The 19,869-nt window shown below is 68.4% G+C and carries 16 protein-coding genes; 10 read left to right on the plus strand and 6 right to left on the minus strand.

Annotated features, from left to right (window positions below; translation table 11 throughout):
- Nucleotides 1-73: 73 nt before the first annotated feature.
- Nucleotides 74-376 (minus strand): DUF4148 domain-containing protein, encoded by a 303-nt coding sequence (locus GEM_RS06770; protein WP_014896682.1) that lies wholly within the window; start codon nucleotides 374-376, stop codon nucleotides 74-76.
- 217 nt (nucleotides 377-593) lie between these two features.
- Here GEM_RS06770 and GEM_RS06775 point away from each other — a divergent pair, with 217 nt between their 5' ends.
- From GEM_RS06775 to GEM_RS06785, 3 genes are read left to right on the plus strand one after another with little or no spacing between them, the layout of a single operon-like run.
- Complete coding sequence (locus GEM_RS06775; RefSeq protein WP_014896683.1) at nucleotides 594-1,268, plus strand: response regulator transcription factor; 675 nt, start codon at nucleotides 594-596, stop codon at nucleotides 1,266-1,268.
- Between the two features lie 11 nt (nucleotides 1,269-1,279).
- Nucleotides 1,280-2,671 (plus strand): sensor histidine kinase, encoded by a 1,392-nt coding sequence (locus GEM_RS06780; RefSeq protein WP_014896684.1) that lies wholly within the window; start codon nucleotides 1,280-1,282, stop codon nucleotides 2,669-2,671.
- Nucleotides 2,672-2,690: 19 nt separating this feature from the next.
- Complete coding sequence (locus GEM_RS06785; protein ID WP_014896685.1) at nucleotides 2,691-3,356, plus strand: response regulator transcription factor; 666 nt, start codon at nucleotides 2,691-2,693, stop codon at nucleotides 3,354-3,356.
- Between the two features lie 76 nt (nucleotides 3,357-3,432).
- On the opposite strand, the gene GEM_RS06790 is transcribed toward GEM_RS06785, so the two are convergent.
- The 4 genes from GEM_RS06790 to GEM_RS06805 form a co-directional block, all read right to left on the minus strand.
- Nucleotides 3,433-3,690 carry a DUF4148 domain-containing protein gene (locus tag GEM_RS06790; RefSeq protein ID WP_014896686.1) on the minus strand — a complete coding sequence of 86 codons (258 nt, stop codon included), beginning with the start codon at nucleotides 3,688-3,690 and terminating at the stop codon, nucleotides 3,433-3,435.
- A gap of 110 nt (nucleotides 3,691-3,800) precedes the next feature.
- Complete coding sequence (locus tag GEM_RS06795) at nucleotides 3,801-5,216, minus strand: efflux transporter outer membrane subunit (RefSeq protein ID WP_014896687.1); 1,416 nt, start codon at nucleotides 5,214-5,216, stop codon at nucleotides 3,801-3,803.
- Nucleotides 5,209-6,384 (minus strand): efflux RND transporter periplasmic adaptor subunit, encoded by a 1,176-nt coding sequence (locus GEM_RS06800; RefSeq protein WP_014896688.1) that lies wholly within the window; start codon nucleotides 6,382-6,384, stop codon nucleotides 5,209-5,211. Before GEM_RS06800 ends, GEM_RS06795 begins: the two co-directional genes overlap by 8 nt.
- A complete protein-coding gene (locus tag GEM_RS06805; RefSeq protein WP_014896689.1) occupies nucleotides 6,374-9,592 on the minus strand; it encodes an efflux RND transporter permease subunit in 3,219 nt (1,072 codons plus the stop codon). Before GEM_RS06805 ends, GEM_RS06800 begins: the two co-directional genes overlap by 11 nt.
- Before the next feature lie 313 nt (nucleotides 9,593-9,905).
- Between GEM_RS06805 and GEM_RS06810 the strand changes: the two genes are divergently transcribed.
- The 6 genes from GEM_RS06810 (at nucleotide 9,906) to GEM_RS06835 (ending at nucleotide 17,062) form a co-directional block, all read left to right on the plus strand.
- Nucleotides 9,906-10,286, plus strand: coding sequence for a hypothetical protein (locus GEM_RS06810; protein WP_014896690.1), 381 nt, complete (start codon nucleotides 9,906-9,908; stop codon nucleotides 10,284-10,286).
- Nucleotides 10,287-10,487: 201 nt separating this feature from the next.
- Entirely contained in the window at nucleotides 10,488-12,371 is a 1,884-nt protein-coding gene (locus GEM_RS06815) for an extracellular solute-binding protein (protein WP_014896691.1), read from the plus strand.
- Between the two features lie 52 nt (nucleotides 12,372-12,423).
- Nucleotides 12,424-13,467, plus strand: a complete 1,044-nt coding sequence (locus GEM_RS06820) for a microcin C ABC transporter permease YejB (protein ID WP_014896692.1) — start codon at nucleotides 12,424-12,426, stop codon at nucleotides 13,465-13,467.
- 75 nt (nucleotides 13,468-13,542) lie between these two features.
- Nucleotides 13,543-14,640, plus strand: a complete 1,098-nt coding sequence (locus GEM_RS06825; RefSeq protein ID WP_014896693.1) for an ABC transporter permease — start codon at nucleotides 13,543-13,545, stop codon at nucleotides 14,638-14,640.
- Nucleotides 14,637-16,259, plus strand: coding sequence for an ABC transporter ATP-binding protein (locus tag GEM_RS06830; protein ID WP_014896694.1), 1,623 nt, complete (start codon nucleotides 14,637-14,639; stop codon nucleotides 16,257-16,259). The genes GEM_RS06825 and GEM_RS06830 overlap by 4 nt, the downstream gene beginning before the upstream one ends.
- Nucleotides 16,260-16,387: 128 nt before the next feature.
- Nucleotides 16,388-17,062, plus strand: coding sequence for a C40 family peptidase (locus GEM_RS06835; RefSeq protein WP_014896695.1), 675 nt, complete (start codon nucleotides 16,388-16,390; stop codon nucleotides 17,060-17,062).
- A gap of 142 nt (nucleotides 17,063-17,204) precedes the next feature.
- Here the strand turns inward: GEM_RS06835 and GEM_RS06840 are convergent, their stop codons facing one another.
- Nucleotides 17,205-18,131, minus strand: a complete 927-nt coding sequence (locus GEM_RS06840; RefSeq protein ID WP_014896696.1) for a patatin-like phospholipase family protein — start codon at nucleotides 18,129-18,131, stop codon at nucleotides 17,205-17,207.
- 280 nt (nucleotides 18,132-18,411) lie between these two features.
- On the opposite strand from GEM_RS06840, the gene gltX reads away from it, so the two are divergent.
- Nucleotides 18,412-19,821 (plus strand): glutamate--tRNA ligase, encoded by a 1,410-nt coding sequence (gltX, locus tag GEM_RS06845; protein WP_041490471.1) that lies wholly within the window; start codon nucleotides 18,412-18,414, stop codon nucleotides 19,819-19,821.
- The last annotated feature ends 48 nt before the right edge of the window (nucleotides 19,822-19,869 follow it).

The following is a 19,869-nucleotide window of genomic DNA, read 5'->3' on the forward strand; positions in this document are numbered from 1 at the left end:
CATGCGCGTTCATGAAAGGAAGGCGGCACGCGAGTGCCGCCTTTTTTCGTTTCGGTCGCGCCTCGCGTGCCGGTCAATGCGTGCCGGTGCCCGCGTCCGCGGTCAACGCGTGCGTGCAGTCCGCGCGATATTCGGCGGCGAGCCGGTGCTTCGCGCCGTCGAGATCGTCCGGGTAGTAGGGGCTGCTGTGCGCGGGATCGTAGCCGACCCGTTCGAGTTCGGTCAGCTCGCGCACGAGATCCGCATGCGTGACGTCGTGCTGCGTGTGGACGAACGGGTAGGCGTTGCATTCCTGCGGCGTCAGGTGGGGCGCCGCGAACGCGGCGGTGCTGGCGCATGCGAGCAGCAGGCAGGCGAGGGTAGTCGACAGTTTCATCCGGTGGCTCCTGGTTTCGCGGCCCAATGCCGCATGACGTCAGCGTAGGTGCGGCGCAGGACCAGGCGGGCGACGCACGGATGAAACATGTTTCACCCGGTTTCGCACGGCGCCGGATGAAGCAATTTTCATGTGACACCGGACGGCGATCGGGTCGTCTACGATGAGCATGGGCGCATGGGATGCGCCTGCCGTGACGTTCAAAGCGAGGGCATGCATGCGAGTACTGACGGTCGAAGACGATGCGGTGACGGCGAACGAGATCGTCGGCGAGCTGACCGCGCGCGGGTTCGAAGTCGACTGGATCGACAACGGCCGCGAGGGGATGATGCGCGCCATGAGTGCGTCCTACGACGCGATCACGCTCGATCGAATGCTGCCGGGCGCGGACGGTCTCGCGATCCTGACCGCGATGCGCACGGTCGGAATCGATACGCCGGTGCTGATGCTCAGCGCGCTCGGCGATGTCGACGAGCGCATCCGTGGGCTGCGCGCGGGCGGCGACGACTACCTGACCAAGCCGTTCGATTCCGGCGAGCTGAGCGCACGCATCGAAGTGCTGTTGCGGCGCCGGCAGGCATCGGGCGTGCCGCAACAGACGCTGTTGACGGTCGGCGCGCTCGAGCTCGATCTCATTTCGCGCTGCGCGCGCCGCGGCGCCGACGAGATTCCGCTGCTTCCGACCGAGTTTCGCGTGCTCGAATTCATGATGCGCAACGCCGGCCAGACGATCACGCGCACGATGCTGTTCGAAGCCGTATGGGGTTATCACTTCGACCCGGGCACCAACCTGATCGATGTTCACATGGGCCGGCTGCGCAAGAAGATCGACCCGCCTGGCGCTGCGCCGATGATCCAGACGGTGCGCGGTTCGGGCTACATGCTTGGATGACGGAGGCACCGATGGATGCGGCCCGTGCGGCGAACTTCACGCGTCGCTGGCATACGACGACGTTTCGCTGGCTGTGCGCGTATGCGGTGATCTTCTCGGTTTCGTTGCTGCTGCTTGCGGGCGTGATCAACGTCGCGGCGACGCACACGATGACGCGCGACACCGACGAGGTGCTCGCGTGGCAGCTGATCTACTTCGATTCGATTCCCGATGCCGAGCTGCCGCTCGCGATCCATCGGCGGCTCGAGCACGAACACATGCATACGAGTTTCTACGGACTGTTCGACGCAACCGGGCGCCGCGTGGCCGGTGACATCGCGACGCCGCCCGTGCTGCGCACGGATCGCCAGGGGCGCACGCTGGACCGCACGCTCGCGCCCCTCGACGGCCAGCCCGCGCCGATCACGCGTGCGATGGCCGTGCGCCGCGACAACGGGATGACGCTGGTCGTCGCACGCGACCTGTCGCATTTCATCCAGATTCGCGAAGTCGCGATCCGCGGGCTCGTGGTCGGCGGCGTGCTGATCCTGATCGCGGGCATCGCGGGTGGCAGCATGCTCGGAATGCGGCAGATGCGCCGCGTGGCTGCGATCCGGCGCGTCACGCGGCAGATCGCCGAGGGCGATCTCGGCAAGCGTCTGCCGGTGGGCCGCTACGACGAACTCGACCTGCTCGCGCATCTCGTGAACCACATGCTCGATGAAGTCGAGCGCTTGATGGGCGAGGTGCGTCATACCTGCGACGGCATCGCGCACGATCTGCGCACGCCGCTCGCGCGCGTGCACACGATGCTCGCGCGGCTCGCCGAACAGCCGCATTGCGCGCACGATCCCGCCTCGGCGCAACTGCTGGCGTCGGCGCGCGATGAAACCGACCGGTTGCTCGAGCGCTTTCGCGCGATGCTGCGCATCTCCGAGATCGGTACGCTGAGCCGGCGCGGCGGCTTCGCCGCGGTGGACGTCGCGGCATTGCTGTGCGACGTGTGCGAACTGTACGAGCCGCTGGCCGAAGCGGGCGACGTGGCGTTCGAGCTCGATGCGGTGCCGGTCGACGGCATTCATGGCGACCGCGCATTGCTGTTCGAGGCGTTCAGCAATCTCGCGGACAACGCGATCAAGTTCACGCCGCCCGGCGGTCGCGTGCGCGTCGTGCTCCAGGCGACGCCGAATGGCCCGCTCGTGCGGTTCGAGGATACCGGTCCCGGCATCGCGCCCGGCGAGCGCGACGCGGTGCTCGAGCGCTTTTATCGCGGCGAGCGCACGCGTCACGTGAACGGATCGGGGCTCGGGTTGAGCGTCGTGTCGGCGGTGATGCGCGTGCACGGCTTCGCGCTGCGGATCGGCGATGCGCCGCCGGCCGGCGCAGCGATCACGGTCGAATGCTGGCCGCGCTCGCTCGCATGATGGCGCCGGAGCACGGTCGATGCGCATCCTGCTGATTTCACCACCGACGCCGGAGGCGGCGCGGCTCGACAAGGCCTTCCGCGAAAGCATGCACGGCGTCGAGCGCGCCGACGGCTGGCGCGACGGCTGCTTCGCGGCGACCCAGGACCGCTTCGACGCGATCGTGCTGGTCGAACCCGATGCGGCCGCCGGTGCGACGGTGCTCGAGATCTTGCCGCGGCTTGCCGCATCGGCCGGCGGCGCGACGATTGCCGCGCTCGTCGTCGGTGCGACGCCCGCGCGGCGTGCGCGGATGCTGCAGGCCGGTTGCGACGTGTGTCTCGCACAGCCGTGTTCATTCGTGGAACTGCACGAGCGCTTGCGTGCGCTGTGGCGCCGCACGGGCGTGATCGCGTTGCGCGAGTCGGTGCGGCTCGACGCGGCAACGCGTGCGCTCGAGGAGCGCGGCCGCAGGCTGGCACTCAGCGCACGGGAATTCCGGGTCGTCGAATGCCTGCTGCGCGAAGCGGGGCGGCCGGTCGGGCGCGACGCCGTGCTGCGTTATGCATGGGGCGAAGCCGACATCGAACCTGAAACGGTCAATGCGCTGGTGGTGCGGCTGCGGCGCAAGCTGGCCACCCATGCATTTTCCGCGAGCATCGAAACGATCGCGCGCTTCGGGTTCAGGTTCGACGCGGGACGGTGACGACGCGGCATCTGTTCAGGCTGGCGGATGGCGAGCGGATGCCGGCAGATGGCACGGCGTATCCGTGGTCGCGGAATCAGTGCGAATAAAGCTCGCGATCGAGCTGCGCGAGCTGGCCGTCGCGTTCGGCGCGAACGAGGTCGCGATAGACCTGTGCGCGCGTGAGCGGGGTAGCCGCCGGCGCATGCCACGCGTCGCGCGATGACGCCGCTGCGGGCGCGGTCAATGCGAGCGGGTGTGGCGCGCTGGCCGCATCGGATGGCGCCGCATCGGCGCGGCCGGGCAATGCGATACAGAGGGCGGAGAGCAGGGTGGCGAACAGCAAGGTCTTCATGGCGGGGTCCTGTGCGAATGACGGAGGCCGGCGCCACGGTTGTGACGCCGGCAGGAAACACGTTAGCGGGCGCGCACCGCCAGGCAGCCGGCACGCCGATGAAGAAACGTTCATGAACGCGCGTCGCGCCAGCTGCCGCCGAGCGCGCGCACGAGCCCGACCGACGCCTGCAGGCGTCGTGCATCGACATCGAGCGACGCGATCTGCGTATCGAGCTCGGTCGTCTGCGCGGTGACCACGTCGAGATAGCTGACGGCACCGTCGCGATAGCGCGACATCGCGAGCGCAAGCGACTGCCGTGACGCGACGAGCGCCGTGTCGTCCTGGGCCGATTCGTCGCCGAGCCGATGCAGCAGCGCGAGATCGTCCTCCACCTCGCGGAACGCCACCAGCACGACCGCCCGGTATCGCGCGCCCTGTTCGGCGAACTGCGCACGCGCGTTGCGTACGCCGGCCGCGCGCAGGCCGCCGTCGAACAGCGTCGTCGCGAGACGCGGCCCGATCGACCAGATCTCGTTCGGCGCGGCGAGCCACGGCGAAAACGTATCGCTCTGGAAGCCGGCATCGAGGCCGAGCGACAGGTCCGGGAAGTACGCGGCGCGTGCGACGCCGATCCGCGCGTTAGCGGCTGCGACGCGACGTTCCGCGGCGGCAACGTCCGGTCGCCGTTCGAGCAGCGTCGACGCGAGCCCGGTCGGAATCGACGGAATGGCGGGCAGCGCGGTGGCGGCCGGCAGCGAGAAGGTCGACGCGGAGACGCCGACGAGCACCGCGATCGCATGCTCGTCGAGCGCGCGGCGCGCGGCGATGTCGGACGCGCGTGCCTGCGCGAGCGCGAGCTGGGTCTGCGCACGCGACACGTCGAGCCCGGATGCCAGCCCGCCGCGATGACGGCTGACCGTCAGCTGCCACGCGCGGCGATATGCGTCGATCGTTTGCGCGAGCGAGTCTGCTTCGCGGTCGAGTCCCGCGAGATCGAAATAGGTGCTGGCGACGCGGGCCTCGAGGCTGAGCCGGACGGAGGCGAGGTCGTCGGCGGCGGCTTGCGCGTTGTCGCGGCCGGCGGCGACCGTGTTGCGGACCTTGCCCCACAGATCGAGGTCGTAGCTGAACCCTGCTTCGAGCGTGTTCGATTCGTAGACATCGGGCTGCCCGCTGCCACGCAGCGGCCGGCGCGCCGACTGCCGGTCGCGGTCGGTCTCGGCGGCGATGCCGACGGTCGGCAGCAATGCCGCGTGCGCCTCGTCGAACAACGCGTCGGCTTCGTCGTGCCGTGCGACGGCGGCGGCGAGGTCGGGATTCGCGCGTGCGACGAGCGGTTCGAGCCGGTCGAGCGTCGCATCGCCGTACACGCGCCACCAGCCGTCGCGCGGCAGACGGTCGGCCGGCGCGGCATCGACCCACGGGCCGGTTTCGCGAAACGCGGCCGGCACCGGCACGGCCGGCGCACGATACGCCGGTGCGAACGAGCAGCCGGCGAGCAGCGCGACGCTACCCAGCCATGCAGCGAGCGTACGGTCAGCCATGCGCACGCTCCGTGGTCGAGGTGCCGGCAATGCGCACCGGGTCGCCGTCCGCGAGTGAATCGGGCGGATTGTCGATCACGCGGTCGCCGGCGTCGAGCCCCGACGCGATCTCGACGCGCGTGCCCAGATCGGTTGCGATCGACACGTTGCGCAACCGCGCATGCCCGTTCGCATCGAGCACGGCGACCTGCAGCCCGTCGCGGCGGAAGATCAGCGTGCTCGCCGGAATCGTCAGCGCATGCGCGGCGTTGGGCACCGCGATCCGCACCTGCGCGTATTCGCCCGGGAACAGCGTGCCTGCCGGGTTGGCGATCGAGAACTGCGCGAGCAGCGTGCCGGAAGCCGGATCGATCGACTGCGCGGAATCCGCGAGCGTCGCATCGAACGTCGTGCCGGGCCGCTCGGGGACGGTCAGCGCGACCTGCATGCCCGCGCGGATCGCACCCGCATCGTCTTGCGGAATATGGACGTAGAGCCGCAGCCGCCGCGCATCCGATACGGTGAAGAGTTCGGCGCCGTTGCCGCTGCCCGCGTCGATCAGTGCGCCGACATCCGTCTTGCGCGCGGTCACGACACCATCGAACGGCGCGGTGAGGCGCTTGAACGATTCGAGCGCTTCGAGCCGCCTCACGTTGGCGGTGCTGGCGGCAACGGCCGCGCGTTTCGCGTCGAGATCGCTGCGCTTCTCGTCGGCCTCCTGCCGCGATACGGAATCCTGCGCGAGCATCTCGGCCCAGCGCGCGGCGGTGACGGTCGCGAGCCGTTCGTTCGCGGTCGCGCTTTGCAGGTCGGCGCGCGCCTGCTGCAACTGCTGGTCGAGATCGGGCGTATCGATCGACGCGAGCAGCTGGCCGGCCTTCACGTGCGCGCCGATGTCGACGTACCACGCGTGCAGGTAGCCGGGCACGCGTGCGTAGATCGGCGCGTCGACGTATGCGTCGAGGCGGCCGGGCAGCGTCAGCGCATCGGCGCTGGCCGGTTGCGGTGCGACCGTCGCGACGGTCGGAATCGCCTGGCGGGCGGTCCACGCGGCGACCGCGTGCGCATCGTGCGCGCGCTCGACGAGGCCGGCTGCGGCAGCGGCGAGGGCGGCGATCACGCCCGCGATCGCGAGCGGCTTCAGGTAACGCGGCGTGCCGGGGGGACGGACGTCGAATTCAGTGGACATGCTGTTCTCCCGGAGTGAGGGACACGGATTCGGAATGGGGCGCGCGATCGCGCCGGTGGACGAGGCTGAACACGACCGGCACGAACACGAGCGTCGCGACGGTCGCGCACAGCAGGCCGCCGATCACCGCGCGGCCGAGCGGCGCGTTCTGTTCGCCGCCGTCGCCGAGGCCGAGCGCCATCGGCGCCATGCCGATGATCATCGCGAGCGCGGTCATCATCACGGGCCGAAAGCGCGTGAAGCCGGCCTCGAGCGCGGCGACGGTCGCGTCGGCGGTATGCGCGAGCCGTTCGCGCGCGAACGTGACGACCAGGATGCTGTTCGCGGTCGCGACGCCCATGCACAGGATCGCGCCCGTCAGCGCCGGCACCGACAGCGGCGTGCGCGTGACGAACAGCATCCATACGATGCCGGCGAGCGCCGCCGGCAACGCGCTCACGATCACGAACGCGTCGCGCCACGAATGGAAGTTCACGACGATCAGCAGGTAGATCAGCAGCACCGCGCCGGCGAGGCCGGCGAGCAGCCCGCCGAACGCGCTGTTCATCGTCTGCACCTGGCCGCGCACGGTCACGCGCGAACCCTTCGGCAGGTCGGCGGCACTTGCGCGCAGCAGGCGGTCGATGTCGGCGCTGACCGCGCCGAGGTCGCGGTCCTGCGTCGTCGCGAAGATGTCGTACAGCGGCGCGATGTCGTAGTGCGACACGACCGCATCGGTCTGGCCGCGCACGATCGTCGCCAGCCCGCCGAGCAATTGCGGGGCGCCCGAGCGACCCGTGACGGGCAGCGCGCGCAGGTCCGACAGCGACGTCATCCGGTATTGCGGCGTCTGCGCGACGATCGGATAGGACACGCCGTTGTGCGGATCGAGCCAGTAGGTCGGCGACACCTGGCTCGTGCCGGACAGGCTCGCCACCACGGCATCGGTGACGTCCTGCTCGGTAATGCCGAGCTGCGCGGCGAGCGCGCGATCGACCGACACCGTGAACTGCGGATAGGTCGACGCCTGCTGCACGCGTGCATCGGCGACGCCCGGCACCGTGCGGATGCGCCGCAGCAGCTCGGTCGCATACGCGCGGTTCGAGGCGAGATCGGGGCCCGTCACCTGCACGTCGATTGGCGCGGGCGCGCCGAAGTTGAGGATCTGGCTGACGATGTCGGCAGGGAGGAACGAGAACGTCACGCCCGGAAACGCGCGCGGCAGCAGGGTGCGCAGTTGCCTTACATAGTCCGCCGTCGGCGCGTGGTCGCCCGTGAGCGACACGAGGATGTCGCCGTCCTGCGGGCCGATCGTGCCGCTGTTGCTGTACGTGAGGTTGATCCCGCTGTTCGGCAGGCCCATGTTGTCGACGATGCTCGCGAGCGCGCGCGGCGGCACCACGCCGCGCACCGTGCGTTCGACGCGGTCGAACAGGGCGGCCGTTTCCTCGATGCGCGTGCCGATCGGCGCGCGCACGTGCAGCGCAATTTCGCCCGCGTCGACCGACGGGAAGAAGTTGCGGCCGAGCCACGGCACCAGCACGAACGACAGCGCGACCGCCGTGAGGAACAGCGCGACGAAGCGCGCGCGGTGCGCGAGTGCGAGGCCGAGCACGGCGCGGTAGCCGGTGCGCAACGCCCCGAAGCGTCGCTCGAATCCCTGCTGGAACGCGACGAGCGGATTGCGCGCGCGCGGTGGCGGGTGCGACGCGCCGTGCGGCGCGATGACGGCCGCCGGATGCGCGGCGTGCGGGCGCAACAGGTAGCGCGCCATCATCGGCACGAACGTGCGCGACAGCACGAACGACGCGATCATCGCGAAGATCACCGCTTCGGCCATCGGCACGAACAGGAAGCGCGCCACGCCGTCGAGCAGCAGCATCGGCACGAACACGATGCAGATGCACAGCAGCGACACGAACGCCGGCGCGACGATCTGCGACGCGCCGTCGAGGATCGCGCTGCGGACGTCCTTGCCCTGTTCGAGGTGCCAGTTCACGTTCTCGATCGTGACGGTCGCGTCGTCGACGAGAATGCCGACCGCGAGCGCGAGCCCGCCGAGCGTCATCACGTTCAGCGTCTCGCCCGCGGCGGCGAGCGCGGCGATCGCCGCCAGCACCGCGAGCGGAATCGACGCGGCGATGATCAGCGTCGAGCGCCAGCTGCCGAGGAACAGCAGGATCATCGCGGACGTGAGGGCGGCGGCGATCAGGCCTTCGCGCGCCACGCCGCTCACGGCGCCCTTGACGAACACGGACTGGTCGCCCATCACGACGAGCCGGAGCGACGGCGGCAGCGTCGCCTCGATGCGCGGCAACTGCGCCTTCACGCCGGCGATGATGTCGAGCGTCGACGCCGAGCCGCTTTTCAGCACGCTCATCAGCACCGCGCGGCGCCCGTCGACGCGCACGATGTTGCCCTGCGGCGGAAAGCCGTCGCGAACATGCGCGACGTCGCGCATGAAGATCACCGCGCCGTTCACCGTCCGGATCGGCAGCGCGTTGAGCTGGTCGATGGTCAGCGGGCTGTCGTTGAGCCGGATGTTGTACTCGAAACGGCCGATCTTCTGCGTGCCGGCGGGGATGATCTGGTTCTGCTGCGCGAGCGCGGTCGCGACGTCCTGCGCGGACAAACCCTTCGCCTGCAGCGCCTGCGGATCGAGGTCGATCTGCACCTGGCGTACCTTGCCGCCATACGGCGACGGAATCGCGACGCCTGCGACCGACAGCAGCTGCGGCCGGATCACGTTGGTCGCGTAGTCGCCGAGCTGCTGCTCGTTCAGCGTGTCGCTCGTCAGCGCCAGCTGCAGCACGGGCACGGTCGACGCGTTGTAGTTGAGGATTTGCGGTGGCGTGGTGCCGGGCGGCATCTGCTTGAGCACGGTCTGCGAGATCGACGTGACCTGCGCGGTCGCGGTGCGGATGTCGACGCTCGGCTGGAAGAAGATCTTGACGATCCCGAAGCTGCGGAACGATTGCGACTCGATGTGCGCGACGTCGTTGACCGTCGTGCCGAGCGTGCGCTCGTAATATGTGACGATGCGTCCGGCCATGTCGGCCGGCTGCAGGCCCGCGTAGTTCCACACGACGCTGATGACCGGAATCCGGATGTCGGGGAAAATGTCGGTCGGCGTGCGCAGTGCCGCAAGCGGTCCCGCGATCAGGATCAGCAGGGCAAGGACGATGAACGTATAGGGGCGCGCGAGCGCGAGTCGGACGAGTTTCAGCATCGGCGAGGTCTCCGCCGGCGCGGGGGCGCCGGCCTGTCAGCGAGGTGCCGAAGCGCGGCGGGAGCGTGCATCGGCTCGCGCAGTGTGCGTGGCGTCGCTTAACGCCCGGCGCGGGCCAGGATGAAAGATGTTTCAGGAACGGGCCGAGAACGCCGGCGGCCGGCGCAGCAAGGCCGGGCGTCAATTGTTACAAGACGTTAGCGAGCGCTTCCCGTTGCGATGCGGCGCATCAGTTCTTACAAACTTGAAATATGCGGGGACGGTGCTTGCCGTTATAGTCGAATCACACATGAAACAACTCGAAGAGGAATCCATGAAGACTTTGCGTGTTGCCTCGCTCTTGACCGGTATGACGGCCTTGCTCGTGTCGGGCGCAGCAATGGCGGGAGTCAATGTCGGGATCAACGTCGGCGTGCCGGCTCCGGTCTACGTTGCGCCCGCGCCCGTGTATGCGCCGCCGCCTCCGCCGGTCGTCTACCAGCCGGCGCCCGTGTACGCACCGGCGCCTGTTTATGCACCGGCACCCGTCTACGCGCCGGCGATCGTGATCGGCTGGCACGGCGACCGCTACTGGGACGGCCGCCGCTACTGGGGCCGCGATGACTGGTATCGCCATCACGGCCGCGGCTGGGGCGGCGATCACGATCGCGATCGCGGTCACTGGGATAACGGCCGCCACAACGGCTGGCGTTGATCGACATGCGGCGCACGCGTGCTGCGTGCGCGCATGAGATGAAGACCGCCCACGTGGCGGTTTTCTTTTGCCTGCGCGGGCCGCGCGCGGATGTCGCGACGCGCCGGCGCCACGCACGAACAGCCGCAGGCTGGCTCGACGTCGAATTGAATGGGTAGAATCGACCCACGTTACACCCCTCAATCGACCGACAGGGCTTCTATGACGAAGGGTTCGCCCCGGACCGCCGCCACGCGCATCCGCTTCGGCGCCGCGTATGCGGTACGGGCCGCCGGCCGCACGGCGGCAGTATGGGCAATTCAGGCGGTGCTGGCCGCGGCGGCCGCGCACGCGGCCTATGCGATCGCCCAGTACGGCGAGCCGAAATATCCGCCGGGCTTCAAGCATTTCGACTACGTGAATCCGGACGCGCCGAAGGCCGGCACGCTCGTGCTCGCGAACCCGAGCCGGCTGACGTCGTTCGACAAGTTCAATCCGTTCACGATGCGCGGCAACCCCGCGCCGGGCATCGACATGCTGTTCGAGAGCCTCGCGACCGGCAGCTCGGACGAACCGGCGTCCGCCTACGGGCTGCTCGCCGACGACATCGGGATCGCGCCGGACCGCCGCTCGGTCACGTTTCACCTGAACCCGCGCGCGCGCTTCTCGAACGGCGATCCCGTCACGGCCGACGACGTCAAATTTTCGTTCGACACGCTGAAGAGCAAGCTGGCCGCGCCGCAGTTCGGCGCGTATTTCGCCGAAATCGCGAAGGCCGTGGTGGTCGACCCTGCGACGGTGCGATTCGAATTCCGCAGCGCGAACCGCGAACTGCCGCTGATCGCCGGCGGCGTGCCGGTGTTCTCGCGCAAGTGGGGCTTGCGCGCGGACGGTTCGCGGATTCCATTCGACCAGCTCGCGTTCGAGCAGCCGATCGGCAGCGGCCCGTACCTGATCGAGCGCTACGACAACGGCCGCACGATCACGTACCGGCGCAATCCCGCATACTGGGGCGCCGACCTGCCGGTGCGGGTCGGCACCAACAACTTCGAACACATCGTCTACAAGCTGTACGGCGATGGCGTCGCGCGGCTCGAGGCGTTCAAGGCTGGCGAGTACGACGTGCTGGTCGAGTACATCGCGCGCAACTGGACGCGGCGCGACGTCGGCAAGCGCTTCGACAGCGGCGAGCTCGTCAAGCGCGAATTCCGCCAGCACAACGGCGCGGGCATGCAGGGCTTTTTCATGAACCTGCGCCGGCCGCTGTTTCGCGACGTGCGCGTGCGCCAGGCACTCGATCTCGCGTTCGACTTCGAATGGCTGAACCGTCAGTTGTTCTATAGCGCGTACACGCGCCTCGACAGCTATTTCGCCGACACCGACCTGCAGGCGACCGGCACGCCGGGCCCGGGCGAGCTGAAGCTGCTGGAGCCGCTGCGCGGGCAACTCGACCCGGCCGTGTTCGGCCCGATGGTCACGCAGCCGACCACGAGCCCGCCGGGCACGCTGCGCGCGAACCTGCTGAAGGCCCGCACGCTGCTCGCGCAGGCCGGCTGGACCTATCGCGACGGCGCGCTGCGCAACGCGCAGGGCGAGCCGTTCACGTTCGAGATCCTCGACGACTCGGGTGCGGCGATGGAAGGTGTCGTGACCGCCTACCAGCGCAATCTCGCGAAGCTCGGCATCGACGCGCGCTTTCGCACGGCCGATTACGCGCTGCTGCAAAAGCGGCTCGACGCGTTCGACTACGACATGACGACGGTCCGTTTGCCGGGCGTGCAGGTGCCGGGTGCCGAGCAGTTCTCGCGCTACGCCAGCAAGTTCGCCGACGAACCAGGCTCCGACAACATCGTCGGCCTGAAGTCGCCGGCCGTCGACACGCTGCTGCATGCGCTCGGCGCCGCGCAGACGCGCGTCGACCTGCTCGACGCGACGCATGCGCTCGACCGCGTGCTGATGCACGGCTATTACGCGGTCCCGCAGTGGTACAGCACCACGCACCGGATCGCCTACAGGCACACGCTCGGTTATCCGCAAACGCTGCCGCTGTACTATTCGGCCGAGGGCTGGGTCGTGTCGACCTGGTGGGCCAAGCCCGATCACTGAAGCCTGCCGGCCCTTCGTCCAACCCAGCCTATCGTTCGCGAGTCGACGCCCTATGTGGAGCTACATCCTCAAACGCCTGCTGCTGATGATCCCGACGCTCGTCGGCGTGCTCACACTCACGTTCGCCGTGATCCAGTTCGTGCCCGGCGGTCCGGTCGAGCAGGCCGTGCAGGAACTGCGCAAGGGCGCGACGGAGCAGGGCGCGGCGCCGTTCGGGATGCGCGCGCATACGGGTGTGGACGCGCAGCAGCTCGCGCAGCTCAAGGCGCTGTACGGCTTCGACAAGCCGCCGCTCGAGCGTTACTGGCTGATGCTGCAGCGCTTTGCGCGCTTCGATCTGGGCGACAGCTACTTCCGCCACCAGAGCGTGTGGTCGCTGATCGTGCAGAAGCTGCCGGTGTCGATCAGCATCGGGCTGTGGACGTTCTTCGTCACGTACCTGATCTCGGTGCCGCTCGGCATCGCGAAGGCCGTGCGCAACGGCTCGCCGTTCGATCTCGCGACGAGCCTCGTCGTGCTGGTCGGCTATGCGATCCCGGGCTTCGTGCTCGGCGTGCTGCTGCTGGTGCTGTTCGGCGGCGGCTCGTTCTGGCAGCTGTTCCCGCTGCGCGGGCTCACGTCGGACAACTTCGCGCAGCTGTCGCTCGCCGGCAAGGTGCTCGACTATCTGTGGCACATCGCGCTGCCGATCACGGCCTCGGTCGTCGGCAGCTTCGCGGTGATCACGATGCTGACGAAGAACGCGTTCCTCGACGAGATCCGCAAGCAATACGTGCTGACCGCGCGCGCGAAAGGGCTCGCCGAGCGCACCGTGCTGTGGAAGCACGTGTTCCGCAACGCGATGCTGCCGCTGATCGTCGGGTTTCCGGCCGCGTTCATCGGCGCGTTCTTCACGGGCAGCCTGCTGATCGAGACGCTGTTCTCGCTCGACGGCCTCGGGCTGCTGTCGTACGAATCGGTCGTGCGGCGCGACTATCCGGTCGTGCTCGGCACGCTGTATCTGTTCACGCTGATCGGGCTCGCGACCAAGCTGATCTCCGACCTCTGCTACGTGTGGGTCGACCCGCGCATTCAATTCGACAACCTGGAGCGCTGACATGAAACCGTCCGTTCGCACGCCGCTTGCCGGCGCGCCTGCCAGCATGCCCGCGTCGGCCGGGCGAGGTGCGCGATGAACCGGGCCGTCGTGTCGTCCCGCATCGATGCGGCGCGCGCGCGCGTGTCGCCGTCGCCCGCGCGCCGCGTATGGCAGCGCTTTCGCCAGCAGCGCCTCGGCTACTGGAGCTTCGTGATCTTCGTCGTCGCGTTCGCCGCGAGCCTCGCGGCGCCGCTGTGGTCGAACGACAAGCCGCTCGTCGTGCGCTACGACGGCCAATACTATTTCCCGATGTTCCATGCGTACCCGGAGACCACTTTCGGCGGCGATTTCCCGACGCCGGCCGACTATCTCGATCCGTACGTCCGCAAGCGGCTCGAGGCGCCGGGCAACTACGTCGTCTATCCGCCCAACCGCTATTACTACGACACGCTGAACTACTTCTCGGCCGTGCCGAACCCGGCGCCGCCGTCGCACGCGAACTGGCTCGGCACCGATGCGCAGGGGCGCGACCTGCTAGCGCGGCTCGTGTACGGGTTCCGCGTGTCGGTCGAGTTCGGGCTGATCCTGACCGCGATCGGCACGCTGCTCGGGATCGCCGCGGGCGCCGTGCAGGGCTTCTTCGGCGGGCGCATCGACATCGTCGGGCAGCGGCTGATCGAGATCTGGAGCTCGCTGCCTGAGCTGTACCTGCTGATCATCTTCGCGTCGATCTTCGAGCCGAGCTTCCTGCTGCTGATCGTGCTGCTGTCGCTGTTCGGCTGGATTGGCCTTGCCGACTACGTGCGCGCCGAATTCCTGCGCAACCGCACCCAGGACTACGTGCGCGCGGCGCGCGCGATGGGGCTCACGAACTGGCAGATCATCTGGCGCCACGTGCTGCCGAACAGCATGACGCCCGTGATCACGTTCCTGCCGTTCCGGATGAGCGGCGCGATCCTCGCGCTTACGAGCCTCGACTTCCTCGGGCTCGGCGTGCCGCCGCCGACGCCGAGTCTCGGCGAGCTGCTCGCGCAGGGCAAGGGCAACCTCGACGCCTGGTGGATCTCGCTGTCGACGTTCGGCGTGCTGGTCGCGACGCTGCTGCTGCTGACCTTCATGGGCGACGCGCTGCGCAACGCGCTCGACACGCGGATCGCCGATTCGGTGCGCGCGGCGGGAGGCCAGCGATGAGCGACACGGTCGTAGCGAAGCCGGGCGAGCCGCTGCTGTCGCTCGAACATCTGCACGTGCGCTTCGGCGACACCGTGGCCGTCGACGACGTGACGCTCGCGATCGGCCGCGGCGAGCGTGTCGCGCTCGTCGGCGAGTCGGGTTCGGGCAAGAGCGTGACTGCACTGTCGATCCTGCGGCTGCTGCGCGATGCCGACGTGAGCGGCACGATCCGCTTCGCGGGGCACGACCTCGCCGGCAAGAGCGAGCGCGAGATGCGCGGACTGCGCGGCTCGGACATCGCGATGATCTTCCAGGAGCCGATGACGGCGCTCAACCCGCTGTATACGATCGGCGCGCAGATCGGCGAGACGATCGTGCTGCACGACGGCGTGACGGCGGCCGAGGCGCGCAAGCGGGCGATCGCGCTGCTGGCGCGCACGGGCATCGCGGAGCCGGAGAAGCGCGTCGACAGCTACCCGCACCAGTTGTCGGGCGGCCAGCGGCAGCGCGCGATGATCGCGATGGCGCTGGCGTGCCGGCCGCGGCTGCTGCTCGCCGACGAGCCGACCACCGCGCTCGACGTGACGATCCGTGCGCAGATCGTCGACCTGCTGCTCGAACTGCAACGCGAGGAGGCCGAAAAGCGCGGGATGGCCATCCTGCTGATCACGCACGACCTGAACCTCGTGCGGCACTTCGCCCAGCGGGTCGCGGTGATGGAACGCGGCAAGCTGGTCGAGAGCGGGCCGGTCGAGCGGATTTTCGTGGAGCCGGAGCATCCGTATACCCAGCGGCTGCTGAACAGCCGGCCGCAGCGCGCGGTCGCGCCGGTCATGCCGATCGCGCCCGTGGTGCTCGACGCGCGCCACGTCAGCGTGCAGTTCGCGCGCAAGCGGCCGGGCTTTGCGGGCTGGTTCGGCACGGTGCCCGTGACCGCCGTCGCGGACGTGTCCGTGTCGGTGCGGCAGGGCGAGACGCTCGGCATCGTCGGCGAATCGGGCTCAGGGAAATCGACGCTCGCGATGGCGCTGCTCGGGCTGCAAAGGACCGCGCACGGCGAGATCGAATTCCAGGGGCGCGCGCTGTCGACCTATCGCGGCCGCGAACAGGCCGCGTTGCGCTCGAACATGCAGGTCGTCTTTCAGGACCCGTTCAGTTCGCTGTCGCCACGCCACACGATCGAGCGGATCGTCGGCGAGGGGCTCGAACTGCACCGTCCGGAGCTGACACCGGACGCGCGCCGGGCGAAGTCACTGGCCGTGCTGCGCGAAGTCGGCCTCGATCGCACGGTGCTGCATCGCTATCCGCACGAATTCTCGGGCGGGCAGCGCCAGCGGATCGCGATCGCGCGCGCGCTCGTGCTGGAGCCGCGCATCCTGATCCTCGACGAGCCGACTTCCGCGCTCGACGTGTCGATCCAGCAGCAGGTGTTGAAACTGCTCGCGAATTTGCAACAGAAATACAACCTCGGCTATGTATTCATCAGCCACGACCTGGAGGTGATCGGCGCCATGGCGCACCGCGTCGCGGTGATGCAGGGCGGGGCGATCGTCGAGTCCGGCGAGGTGGCCGACATCTTCACGAAACCGTCACATCCTTACACACAAAAGCTGTTGAAAGCGGTCTGGAAAGCGTGATAAGCGTCCAATGGTCTGACCATCTCGATTGTATTTTTTAATTTGTTTTGACAAACGATTACGCGCTGGCTAGTATCGACCGAAATTTTCCGCCAATCAGCTGATTTTTAAGCAAATTCCATCGACCAATGCAGCATCGATCCCTGACCCAGGCATGCGCGCGCACCCTCGCCGGGCTGTTCATCGGCGCCCTGTTCGCAGCAGCTCCCGGCGCGTTCGCCGACGAAGTCAGCAGTTTTAACCAGAATGTCACGAATTCGACCCAATTCGGCTCGAATTCCTCCGTCCAGCAGGCCAGCGCCCAGCCGTCGAGCGGCGGCGCGAAGTCGTTCCTCGCGGGCATGGCGGGCAAGGCAGGCGACGTCGTCGTCGGCGCGCTCAACATGATCGGCGTGCGCTACCGCTGGGGCGGCAACTCGCCGGATTCCGGCCTCGACTGCAGCGGCTTCGTGCGCTACGTGTTCCAGGACACGCTCGGCATGTCGCTGCCGCGTCGTGCGGAAGAGATGAGCCGCGTCGGCGAGAAGGTCAGCATGAGCAACCTGAAGCCGGGCGATCTCGTGTTCTTCAACACGATGCGCCGTACGTTCTCGCACGTCGGCATCTACATCGGCGACAACAAGTTCGTGCATTCGCCGTCGACGGGTAGCACGATTCGCGTCGACGACCTCGATAGCGGCTACTGGGAGAAGCGTTTCACTGGCGCGCGCCGGATCGAATCGGAGTTTCCGATGAAGGCCGACGACCTGCGCCAGCGCGTGCGCGCGACGATCGGCGACGACGCGGCGAACGGCAGCAACTGACGCTCGCCGGCGGGTCCGCCGAAACAAGCCCTGTCACCGAAAGGCGGCAGGGCTTTTTGTTTTGGGGCGCGCGGAAGCGGCGGGTGGGGCGCTGTTGGCGGCGAGGCGCGCCGCTACGCCCCGCGCCCCGCGAAGCGTCCGCTTAGGCCGCCGCGACGCCACGGGCCGCCGCGAGCTTGCGTTGCAGCTCGGGCATGATGCGCGCGACGGCTTCCTCGCCCGCGAGGATCGCCGCGTTGCGCTGGTTGAAGTCGCTGCCGCCCATTGCAGCGAGGTTCGGGCGGATCACGACGTCCGCGTATTTGTCGAGCTCGTAGGTCTTGATCGTCTGGCCCATGATCGTGAAAGTCTGCAGCAGCATCTCGATCGGGTTGCTGGTTGCCGCGCCGTCCGGCCGTGCCGAGATGTCGACCGCGATCACGAAGCTCGCGCCCATCTTGCGCGCGAACGACGCGGGCACCGGGCTCACGAGGCCGCCGTCGACGTACTCGCGGTTGCCGATCTTCACCGGTTCGAACACCGACGGCACGCTGCACGACGCACGCACTGCGAGCCCCGTATTGCCCTGCTGGAACAGGATCGGCTGGCCGCTCTGCAGATCGGTCGCAACGATGCCGAGCGGCTTGGCCATCTTTTCGATCGGCCGGTTGTTGAGCGTCTTGTTCAGGAAGTTCTGCAGCGCGACGCCCTGCAGCAGTCCGCGCGAGCGGAACGGCAGCGCCCAGTCGCTGATCGCCGCCTGATCCATGTCGAGCGCGATCTTGTTGATCTGCAGCGCACTCATCCCCGACGCGTAAAGTGCTCCGACCACCGAGCCCGCGCTCGTGCCCGCGACGATTTCGACCGGAATGCCGCGTGCCTCGAGCGCCTTCAGCACACCGATGTGCGAGAACCCGCGGGCGGCACCGCCGCCGAGCGCGATGCCGATCTTCACGGGCTTCTCGTGCGGCTGCGCGGGATTCGCGGCGTTGTCGGGGCGGGACTTGTCGCCGAACGACGTGCAGGCGGCGAGGCTGGCGGATGCGCATGCGATCGTGAAGTGGCGGCGCGACAGGCGAGGGGACGACATCGAATGATTCTCCGGCGGCTTGGCGGCGGGCTGACCGGCCCGCGGCGGCGATAGGTTCCAAGCGGCCGTGCGGCGGACACCGTGCGGCCGGCGCGGCGCCGGCTGGCGGCCGCGGCGCGCACATCATAAAGCAAGCCGCGCGCTTGGCGCGATGAACGGCACGAGTATAATTCCGGCTTCTTTCCCGTTCCGGGCGCGGCCGGCCCCATTGCTGTCCGGGCTGTCGCCGTCGATCCCGCGTCGAATCATTCATGCGCCCCAGGCGTTCGAGTTACCGTTTATGACCCGTCCTGTCCGTACCCGCTTCGCGCCGAGTCCCACCGGCTTCATCCACCTCGGCAACATCCGCTCCGCGCTCTATCCGTGGGCGTTCGCGCGCAAGATGAAAGGCACGTTCGTGCTGCGTATCGAGGATACCGACGTCGAGCGCTCGTCGCAGGAAGCCGTCGACGCGATCCTCGAGGGGATGCAGTGGCTCGGCCTCGATTTCGACGAAGGTCCGATCTACCAGATGCAGCGGATGGACCGCTATCGCGCGGTGCTCGCGCAGATGCTCGACCAGGGCCTCGCGTACCCGTGCTACATGTCGGCCGAGGAACTCGACGCGCTGCGCGAACGCCAGCGCGAGGCAGGCCTCAAGCCGCGCTACGACGGCACGTGGCGTCCGGAGCCGGGCAAGGTGCTGCCCGAGCCGCCGGCCGGCGTAAAGCCCGTGCTGCGGTTCCGCAACCCGCTGACCGGCACGGTCGTGTGGGACGACGCGGTGAAGGGGCGCGTCGAGATCTCGAATGAGGAACTCGACGACCTCGTGATCGCGCGTCCGGACGGCACGCCGATCTACAACTTCTGCGTGGTCGTGGACGACATGGACATGAACATCACGCACGTGATCCGTGGCGACGACCACGTGAACAACACGCCGCGCCAGATCAACATCCTGCGCGCGCTCGGCGGCGAGCCGCCCGTCTATGCGCACCTGCCGACCGTGCTGAACGAGCAGGGCGAGAAGATGAGCAAGCGGCATGGCGCGATGAGCGTGATGGCGTACCGCGACGCAGGTTTCCTGCCGGAGGCCGTCGTCAACTATCTCGCGCGTCTCGGCTGGTCGCACGGCGACGCAGAAATCTTTACGCGCGAGCAGTTCGTCGAATGGTTCGATCTCGAGCATCTCGGCAAGTCGCCTGCGCAATACGACCACAGCAAGCTGAGCTGGCTGAACGCCCATTACATCAAGGAAGCCGACAACGCGCGCCTCGCCGGGCTGGCGAAGCCGTTCCTCGAGGCGCTCGGCATCGACGACGCGGCGATCGCGACGGGCCCTGCGCTCGACGCGGTGGTCGGCCTGATGAAGGATCGCGCGACGACGGTCAAGGAGATCGCCGAAGGCGCCGCGATGTTCTACCGCGTGCCGGCGCCGGACGCCGATGCGCTCGCGCAGCACGTGACCGATACGGTGCGCCCGGCACTGGCCGACCTGGTTGCCGCGCTGAAGGCGGCCGACTGGACGAAGGAGGCGGTGTCCGCCGCGCTGAAGGGGACGCTCGGCACGCACAAGCTGAAGATGCCGCAGCTTGCGATGCCGGTGCGCCTGCTGGTGGCGGGCACGACGCATACGCCGTCGATCGACGCGGTGCTCGTGCTGTTCGGTCGCGACGTCGTGGTGTCGCGTATCGAGGCCGCGCTGGCCTGAGGTTCGGGCGCGAGCGAAGCCGTCGGCGCGTGACATCGCGGCGGCTTC

Origin of the sequence: Burkholderia cepacia GG4 (genome assembly GCF_000292915.1) — a bacterium.
Lineage (GTDB): Bacteria > Pseudomonadota > Gammaproteobacteria > Burkholderiales > Burkholderiaceae > Burkholderia > Burkholderia cepacia_D.

Coding starts and splice junctions, on each gene's coding strand:
- GEM_RS06830 (WP_014896694.1), top strand. CDS start 14,637: ATGAGCGACACGGTCGTAGCGAAGCCGGGCGAGCCGCTGCTGTCGCTC.
- GEM_RS06815 (WP_014896691.1), top strand. CDS start 10,488: ATGACGAAGGGTTCGCCCCGGACCGCCGCCACGCGCATCCGCTTCGGC.
- GEM_RS06835 (WP_014896695.1), top strand. CDS start 16,388: ATGCAGCATCGATCCCTGACCCAGGCATGCGCGCGCACCCTCGCCGGG.
- GEM_RS06770 (WP_014896682.1), bottom strand. CDS start 376: ATGAAACTGTCGACTACCCTCGCCTGCCTGCTGCTCGCATGCGCCAGC.
- GEM_RS06780 (WP_014896684.1), top strand. CDS start 1,280: ATGGATGCGGCCCGTGCGGCGAACTTCACGCGTCGCTGGCATACGACG.
- GEM_RS06775 (WP_014896683.1), top strand. CDS start 594: ATGCGAGTACTGACGGTCGAAGACGATGCGGTGACGGCGAACGAGATC.
- GEM_RS06795 (WP_014896687.1), bottom strand. CDS start 5,216: ATGGCTGACCGTACGCTCGCTGCATGGCTGGGTAGCGTCGCGCTGCTC.
- GEM_RS06840 (WP_014896696.1), bottom strand. CDS start 18,131: ATGTCGTCCCCTCGCCTGTCGCGCCGCCACTTCACGATCGCATGCGCA.
- GEM_RS06820 (WP_014896692.1), top strand. CDS start 12,424: ATGTGGAGCTACATCCTCAAACGCCTGCTGCTGATGATCCCGACGCTC.
- gltX (WP_041490471.1), top strand. CDS start 18,412: ATGACCCGTCCTGTCCGTACCCGCTTCGCGCCGAGTCCCACCGGCTTC.
- GEM_RS06805 (WP_014896689.1), bottom strand. CDS start 9,592: ATGCTGAAACTCGTCCGACTCGCGCTCGCGCGCCCCTATACGTTCATC.
- GEM_RS06790 (WP_014896686.1), bottom strand. CDS start 3,690: ATGAAGACCTTGCTGTTCGCCACCCTGCTCTCCGCCCTCTGTATCGCA.
- GEM_RS06785 (WP_014896685.1), top strand. CDS start 2,691: ATGCGCATCCTGCTGATTTCACCACCGACGCCGGAGGCGGCGCGGCTC.
- GEM_RS06810 (WP_014896690.1), top strand. CDS start 9,906: ATGAAGACTTTGCGTGTTGCCTCGCTCTTGACCGGTATGACGGCCTTG.
- GEM_RS06825 (WP_014896693.1), top strand. CDS start 13,543: ATGAACCGGGCCGTCGTGTCGTCCCGCATCGATGCGGCGCGCGCGCGC.
- GEM_RS06800 (WP_014896688.1), bottom strand. CDS start 6,384: ATGTCCACTGAATTCGACGTCCGTCCCCCCGGCACGCCGCGTTACCTG.